Annotated in this window: 3 protein-coding genes, 1 tRNA gene and 1 pseudogene; 1 reads left to right on the forward strand and 4 read right to left on the reverse strand. The window is 64.9% G+C overall.

What is annotated here, in order from left to right:
• Positions 1–151: 151 nt before the first annotated feature.
• Positions 152–242 (forward strand) — tRNA-Ser (locus EYB42_RS15300).
• Positions 243–305: 63 nt separating this feature from the next.
• Here EYB42_RS15300 and EYB42_RS15305 read toward each other — a convergent pair.
• The 4 genes and pseudogenes from EYB42_RS15305 to EYB42_RS15320 form a co-directional block, all read right to left on the reverse strand.
• Positions 306–714: pseudogene (locus EYB42_RS15305) on the reverse strand (IS5 family transposase); the annotation flags it as partial.
• A gap of 67 nt (positions 715–781) precedes the next feature.
• Positions 782–2,281: an HlyD family type I secretion periplasmic adaptor subunit gene (locus tag EYB42_RS15310; protein WP_135450998.1), complete on the reverse strand. Its 1,500-nt coding sequence runs from the start codon at positions 2,279–2,281 to the stop codon at positions 782–784.
• A gap of 4 nt (positions 2,282–2,285) precedes the next feature.
• Complete coding sequence (locus tag EYB42_RS15315) at positions 2,286–4,043, reverse strand: type I secretion system permease/ATPase (RefSeq protein WP_135450999.1); 1,758 nt, start codon at positions 4,041–4,043, stop codon at positions 2,286–2,288.
• A 70-nt stretch (positions 4,044–4,113) separates the two neighbouring features.
• Positions 4,114–7,968: a DUF5801 repeats-in-toxin domain-containing protein gene (locus tag EYB42_RS15320; protein ID WP_346763312.1), complete on the reverse strand. Its 3,855-nt coding sequence runs from the start codon at positions 7,966–7,968 to the stop codon at positions 4,114–4,116.
• Positions 7,969–8,057: the final 89 nt, after the last annotated feature.

Genomic DNA, 8,057 nt, shown 5'->3' on the forward strand with positions numbered 1-8,057 from the left:
GAAGATCAGTCGCGATCCTGGCCTGATCCAATCAGATCATGAAAGGTGCTACCGCATCTCTTGCCTGGCAGGCCCACAATTGTCCCCGCCATCCCCTTTTCCCGTGCCTTTCCCCTTGCCCCCGCCGCACCGCCCCGATAAACGGGCAGGCGGAGACGTGGCCGAGTGGTCGAAGGCACACCCCTGCTAAGGGTGCAGACCTCTAAAGGGTCTCGAGGGTTCGAATCCCTTCGTCTCCGCCATATCTGATTGATTTAGCGGAATTTTCCCAAAGATGAGTGGCTCGGCTACAACCTCATCGATCTTCAAAGCCAGAACTGGACGGTTGCGGCCAGGGCGACGGCGGAGAGGAAGGCCTTCGGGCATCTGTCGTAGCTGGCATCTGGCGCAGTCGTTCAGCCGGCCGAACATGATCTCGATGCGTTTGCGGCGTTTGTAGCGGCGCCTGTCGTAGCGGATGACCCTTCCGCATGACTTCCGACCGCGGATGCAGGGGCGTATCCCTTTGTCTTTCAAGGCATCCCGGAACCAGTCGACATTGTACCCCCTATCGGCGATAAGCCATTCCGTGGCCGGCAAACTGCCCATTAGGGCTGCGGTGCCGGTGTAGTCGCTGACCTGGCCTGCCATCATGAAGAGCCGCAGCCAGCGGTCCTTGGCATCGGTCACGGCGTGCAACTTCGTGTTCAGCCCGCCCTTCGTGCGCCCGATCACCCCAATCAATTCGGGAGACTGCATCACGCAGACCGGGCGTCATCAAGCCAGGTAATGGGTTCTGACCCTAGCGTTCCAGAAAGCTGCGCCGCCGGCTTTCGAGGATGGGGGCAAGGAAATACTCCATCGCGCTGCGCTCCCCATCGAGGAGCATGACCTCGGCCGGCATCCCGGGCACCAGCTGGACATGCGAGAGCCCCTCGATATCCTGCGGGTCGACCTCGATCTGGGCCAGGAAGTAGGCGGCGCCACTGCGCTCGTCCACGAAGGCATCGGCCGAGATCGACTGAAGGCGGCCATGGATCTGCGGCATGTTCCGCTGATTGTAGGCCGACAGGATCACCCGTGCAGACATGCCCGGCGTGATCCGGTCGATGTCATGCGGCTGCACGCGGGCGCTGATCATCAGATGGGCCTCGTCCGGGACGATGTCGGCGATGGGCTCGCCGGGCCGGATGACCCCACCCCCGGTCGTGGCGCGCAGGTTCATTACCCGGCCGGCAATGGGCGCGCGGATCACCGTCCGCTCCAGCATGTTCTCGCGCGAGGGCATCTGGCCGCGAAGTTCGGCAAGGACACGCCGGATCTCTGCAAGTTGTCCCGCGATCGCCTCGCGGCGCTCCTCGTCAACGGCCAGAAGCTGGAGCCGGGTCTCGCCCATGGCCTCGGCGTTCTGGGCGATGCGCGCACGGTTCATCGCGATCGAGGCCGCAACCTCTGCACGCGTGCGCTGAAGGGCAAGGATGCGCGGCTTGCGCTCGAGTCCCTGGGCCAGCAGGTCGTCGGCTGCGGTGATCTCCTCGTCGATCAGGGCAAGTTGCTCCTCCTCGGCTGCGATCACCTGATCAAGGCCCGCATTCTGTTCGCCGAGTTGCAGAATGCGGGCCTCGAGAATCGAGATGCGGCTGGCCAGCGTGGCGCGCCGGCTAGCTAGAAGCTGCCGCTGGCCCTCGATGACCTGCCGCATGGCTGGGCTGTCGTCGGCAAGCAGAACGTCGGGAAAAACGATCTCGGGCGCATCCGTGCGCTCGGCCTCAAGCCGGGCCTCGGTGGCGAGGACGTGAAGATATCGCTCGCGGATCTCGGCATCGAGCGAGCGCGCGGCGGTGTCGTCGAGGGTAATCAGCGGATCCCCGGCGGAGACGGGGTCGCCCTCGCGGACATGGATCGCGCGGATGATGCCACCCTCGAGGTGCTGGACGGTCCTGCGGTATCCGTCAGGGCTGATCACGCCGGGAGCGAGGGCCGCGCTCGCGAGGGGCGCATAGATGGACCAGGCGCCGAACACGAACACGAACACCGCCGCCGCCACCAGACCAAGCCTCTTGGCCCCGCGCGTCAGCGCAGCGAGGTCGCCATTGGCACCGGCACCGAGCGACCTGCGGCTGCGTCGGCCACGGATCCAGACTGCTGTCAAAAGCGCGACCAAGAAGGCGAGCGAGACCAGGAGTCCTGCGGCCTGCTTGCCCGCATCGATCCCGGCGAGGCCCGGGAACTGGCCAGCGATATCCATGAACCAGTCCTGCGCCGCATCCCACAGACCCGCCAGAGTGATGGAGCCGGTCATGGCGTCATTCTCCTGCCGTCACGTTTTCTGGTAGCCCCGCATCAGGCTGCACTGCGGCGCTGCCGGCCCGCCGCACCGCCATGGTGGGGACGTGCCGCACCGGCTGGAGGAGCTGGTCGCGCGGTCCGAAGCCGGCAACCGTGCCGTCGTGCATTGCAAGGATCATGTCGGCGCATTTCAGCACCGATGCCTGGTGCGTCACGATCAGGACAGTCGTGCCGGACCGCTTCAGCGCGGCCAGGGTCTCGATCAGTGCGCGGTCGCCCACCTGGTCGAGGTTGGAGTTGGGCTCGTCTAGCACGACGAAGGCCGGATCGCCATAGATCGCACGCGCCAGCGCCAGCCGCTGCCGCTGGCCCAGAGAAATGCGGTGCGAGTGCAGCGAAATCTCGGTCTCATAGCCGTTGGGCAGCGCAAGGATCAGCTCGTGCACCCCGGCGATCTTGGCGGCACGCACCACGGCGTTGCTGTCGATCTCACGGAAGCGGGCAATGTTCTGCGCCACTGTTCCGGGCAGGAGTTCGACCTGCTGCGGCAGATAGCCGATATGGGGGCCAAGATCCTCGGGGCTCCAGTCGAACACGTCTGCCCCGTCTAGCCGGACATGCCCCCGCGTCGGTCGCCAGGCGCCTACGGCAAGACGGCAGAGTGTGGATTTGCCCGATCCCGAAGGGCCCAGGACGGCGCAGTTCTGGCCGGGCTCAAGCGCGAAGCTGATCCCGTGCAGGACCGGCACGCTCGAGCCTGGTGGCGCATATATGACATTTTCGAACGACAGCCGGCCCTGCGGCCGGGGCAGCATGACCCGCGGCGCATCAGAGCGCGCGGCCTCGGCAAAGAGGTCGGTCAGGTTTGCCCGCGCCGCCCGCGCTGCCACGAAGGCCCGCCAGGCACCCGTCGCGCGCTCGATGGGCGCCAGCGCACGCCCCATCACGATCGAGGCCGCGATCATCGCTCCGGCCGTGGTCTGGCCATTGAGCACCAGGTAGGCCCCGGCAGCCAGGATGCCGATCTGCAGGCCCTGGCGCAGGCTTCGTGCGATGGAGAGGATCGTTGTCGTGCGATCGCTGAGCGTCTGCTGCTCGGCGTTGAGGGTGCTCTGGGCCCGGCCCCAGGTGCCAAAGACGCCCTGCGCCATGCCGAGGGGGCCTATGGTCTCGCCGGCATCGACAAAGCGGTTGGCGTTGTCCTGCTGGGCCTTGGCCATCTGCGCCAGCTGCATCTGGCGGTTTCGCGTGAGCGCATCGTTTGCCAGCGCAAGCCCGAGAAGCGCCAGCGCCCCCACCGTCGCGAAGACACCCAGCGCCGGATGCAAGAGCCAGATGAACGCAAGGAACACCACGCTCCACGGTGCGTCGAGGAAGGCCAGCACCGCATCACCCGCATAGAAGCGGCGCAGGTCGCCCACATCGCGCGTGCCGGCGCGGCCGCTCCTGCCGGCCAGCCTGGATTCCATCGCCTGCTGCAGCATCGGCGCGCTGAGCTGGTCATCCAGCCAGCTTGCGGTGCGCGCAAGCGTCTTGCGCCGGGCGTGTTCCAGTACGCCGTAGATCACGATGGCAAAGACGGCAATCAGCGTGAGCCAGATCAACGTGTCGAGTGAGCCGCTGGAAAGCACGCGATCATAGACCTGCAGCATGTATATGTTCGTCACGAGCAGAAGCAGGTTCAGAAGGCAGCTGAGAAGGACAAGAACGGGAAACTGGCGCCTGACGGCACGCAAGGCGAGGGTAAGACGGTCTGCTCCGGGCGTTGGTGTCATGGTGCAACTTCCACCGCTGGGGGAAGGGGGACAGGCCCGCCGTGGCGATGGCGGACCCGCATGATCGGCGTCAGGTCATCATTCCGTCAGCCGCGAGATCGATCGAGAAGGTGTCTGTGGCGAAGTCGTCGTCGCCGTCGAACAGCGTGGCGGTGAAGTCAAGCCGCAGCGGTTCGGGGTTCAGAGTTTCCTCGATGCTCCACTGGATCACCGGGATCTTGACGGTGCCCAGCCCCATGGTCAGCTGCACCGCATCGATCCGTTTGTCGCCGGCATCGATGTCGAAGTAGCTGCCGCCCTGCGCCGCCTTCGGCACCGTGGGATCGCCACGCAAGGCGGGCTTCACCATGTTGGCGGTGACAAGGACGTGATCCGTCACGGTGCCATCGGTGTGGAAGACCCGGAAGTACAGCTCCTCGGTCGCGGTGTTGTAACCCCCCACAGAGTTCGAGATGAAGACCCGGACGTTGTCGACCACCTCCTCCGGGTTGAACACGAAGCTCTCGTCGCCCGCCTGGATGCCGGCACGCGACCCGTCGAGGTTATTGTTGTTGATCCCGATTCCTGCGGTCGACACGTTCATCTGCGTCGAGGCGCTTATCAGGGTCGGGATCTGGTTGGTCGGGGTCAGGAAGCTCCGGATCTGCGCCTCGCTAAGGTCAGTCGCACCGGGAACGACAAGGTCGAGCAGGTCGTTCGGGGGCGTGTTGCCCATGATGCCCGAGGCAGATGCCGTGGCGACAACCCCGAAGAACACGACATCATCGGCCCCGCTCTCGCTGCCGCCGAACATGAGCGTACGCACCGGGTTGGGACCGCTTGCCTTGAGCGTACCCTGAGAACTGTCCTTGAGCGTGGTCCCAGACGGCGGCGTGGTCACCACCAGGCTGTAGCTTTCGGGATCGTCGGGATCAAAGGTCAGCGTGAACTCGACCTTGTCGGGCTGGCCGTCGCCGTTGAAGTCGCCCGTAATCCAGCCGTCGAAGCTGCGGTCGCCGGTCCGGACGAGGCTGCTGTTGTCGCCGGTGGCGATGACCGTTCCGAACTGGCTGATCTCAAAGCTGTTGAGCGCCACGTTCAGCGACTTCAGGCCATCGTTCCCCGCATCAGGGGTCCAGCTTCCCTTGGCGCCCGTCATGTAGGTTCCACTCGCGTTCCCGACGGTGACCATCGGATTGTCATCCGCGAACGAGAAGTAGTCACCAACCGAGACAGTGTGCGTGGCGGTGTCGCCGTCGCCATCCTTGGCGGTTGCGGTCACCGAGATCACCACATCCGCCAGGGTAACCGTGTCGCTGGGATCGTTGGCGTTGGGATGCATGATTGCCCGCATCTGTTCCAGTTCGACCACGCCCGTGCTGGCGTTGATCGAGATCTCGAACACCGTCGGTCCGCTCGCGGCGCTCGCAAGGCTGGTGCCGGCCTTGCCGGTGATCGTTGTCCCGTCAGAAGACATGAACAGGAACACTGGATTGCCGGTCGCGGTATCAAGAACCCCGCTGTTTGCGCTGGCCACCCCGATCGAAAGGGTATAGGTCAGCGCGTCTGTGGCCGCCGGCCCGTCGGCGCCATAGGAGACGTCGAACAGCGTCGCAAAGCTGGCCGAGGCCTTCGCGTTGAGAGCGGCATCGCTCGCCGTAAGAGACTGCGGATCTGTGCCGGTCTCGATGGCGGGCGTGTCGTCGTTGACATGGACCGAGACGGAGGATTCCGCCCAGTCGCCGTCGCCGTCCGTCACCCGGTAGTTGATGGTGAAGGTGACGTTCTCCTCGCTGCTGCCAGGGGTCGGGTGGAACACCGGGGCGAGATGCGTCATGGTGTAGGCGCCCGTGGTCGGGGTGACCTCGACCTTCAGCACGGCAACCGGCGCACCGTTCTGCATCTGGCTGATGGTCAGGGTCGCGGCGTCGGGCGACAGCTCTTGGCTGAAGCCGCCCGTCACGGGCAGCGTCGCGAGTTGCAGAAGCACCGTGCCCGCCTCGTCGGCCCCGAAGCCGTGGGCCAGCGTGCCCGTGGCCGTGGCCGAGGTGCCCGCCACATCGTCCGCGCCGCCCGGGTTGGCCGCGGCGTTCGTCGTCTGTGCCGTCTCGTCGTCGAACTGCACGGCGCTGTTCGCCCCGGCCTCGGGCGCATCGTCCCTGAAGGTGAAGCGGTCGCCCACGTTCACGCTCTTCTCGACCCGGTCGCCGTCGCCGTCGGTCGCAATGGCGGTGATCGAGATGGCCTCGTCGGCCAGCGTCAGCGCCTCGTCGGGATCGGTGGCGTCGGGATGGGCGATGGCACGCTGCTGGTCGAGCGTGACCTTGCCATCGGCATCGACGCTGATGACGAAGACGACCGCGCCATCCTCGGCAGCAGCCTTGTCCGGTCCCGCGCGCCCGGTGACGGTCTTTCCGTCCGCCGACAGGAACAGGAACACCGGATTGCCGGTCGCGGTGTCCGTCAGCCCGCTGTCGGCGTCCTCCACCCCGATCGAAAGGACATAGCTCAGCCCGCCCCCGCTCGCAGCGCCATCAGCCCCAAAGCTGGCCGAAAAGAGCCCGGCAAAGCTGCCAGAGGCGTCCTCCGAAAGGTTCGTCTCGTCCACCGTCAGCGCTTCAGGCCGGGTGCCGAGCATGATCGAGGGCCCGTCATCATGGAAGATGATCTTCGAACCGATCTCCATGGTGGAACTTGCCGCCTCGGTCAGCGCGAAGCCGCCAAGGTCGAAGCCGATATTGCTGCCCGAGCCCTGCGCGGGCTGGTCGTTGCGGATCAGGACGCGGTTATGATCGGCATCCGTTGCATAGCGAATGATATCGCCCGTGAGTACGCCGGTAATGACAGCCGAGGTACCCGAAAGGTCGACGCTAACGCCCTGCGTCCCGACCACATTGGAACCACCGCGGATCACCTGGACGCCCGAGATGTTGATCGCAATGTCGCCAGACACCAGCGGATTGCCGTCGACGTAATTTACGCCGGGGGCATCTGCCGTGAAATAGGCCTCTACCCGCACGGTCGCGGTAGCGTTGTTCGGCTGCATCTGGGAGATGGTGAATTCGGCAGCCCGCACAAGAAGAGTGGCCGTGAACTGGATGTTGGCCTCGACGTTGGCCTCGGTCGAGCTCAGCGGCTGGCCGGGGTTGTTCCCTGCGCCAGGTCCGGCAAGGTAGTCTGGGTTCGCGCCCGTCACAAAGGTCAGGACCAGCGCCTCCTTCGCGTCGATCCGCTGGTTGTTGGTGCCGAGGGTCGTTGTGCCGCCGCCCTGGCTGCTGTTGACGGTGCTGCCGCTCGAGACGTTGGCGCCCGCGGACTGATTGGCGGGGTTTTCGCCCGTCACGAGAATTGCCTGCGACGAGGTTCCGAACATCATGAAGAGATTCTGGCCAGACGGTGCGTTGGCGAAGGAGAAGTTCTGCGCTGCATTGGCGGTGACGTGGACGAGGTTCGACAGATCGACCGCATCGTCGGGATCCGCGGCATCGGGATGCTGGATCGCCTGGTACTGTACGGTCCACAACTTGGCACCGGTCGGCGGCATCCCCCCCGTGGGTTGAAGGTAGACAGCAAAGACGATGACGCCGCCCTGGGTCTTGCCAAAGACGATGTTGTCGTCCACCCCGTCGGTCCAAAGATAGATGGCGTCGCCGCTTGTCGTCTGCAGACCGCTATCGAGACCGGCCAGAGGTTTTCCATCCGCACCGGAAAGGGAGATGTTGCCCAGCGTGCCGGTGGCACCGAAGTTCACGACGTTTCCGTTGCTTCCGGCAGCCCCGATCGCGGTTGACGCGCCAAGGTCCGCCAGTCGAGACGAGAAGGCAAGAGGAATTGCCGGGAAAAGGACATCATCGTCCTGCAATCCCGCAGTCTCGTCGTGAATGATCGAGGTTCCGGTAAGCGTGATGAGGGTCAGGACCCATTGATTTTGTAGACTTGGCCTGATTCAATCTCCGAAAGGAGACTGGAGCATGAGCAACCTTTTCTGGCTGACCGACGCGCAGATGGCGCGGCTGAAGCCCTTCTTTCCCAAGA

This window comes from Tabrizicola caldifontis (assembly GCF_004762095.1).
Taxonomy (GTDB): domain Bacteria; phylum Pseudomonadota; class Alphaproteobacteria; order Rhodobacterales; family Rhodobacteraceae; genus Tabrizicola; species Tabrizicola caldifontis.

Bases quoted from the DNA above. Each gene is read 5' to 3' on its own strand.
- EYB42_RS15310 (WP_135450998.1), bottom strand. From the start codon at position 2,281: ATGACCGGCTCCATCACTCTGGCGGGTCTGTGGGATGCGGCGCAGGAC.
- EYB42_RS15315 (WP_135450999.1), bottom strand. From the start codon at position 4,043: ATGACACCAACGCCCGGAGCAGACCGTCTTACCCTCGCCTTGCGTGCC.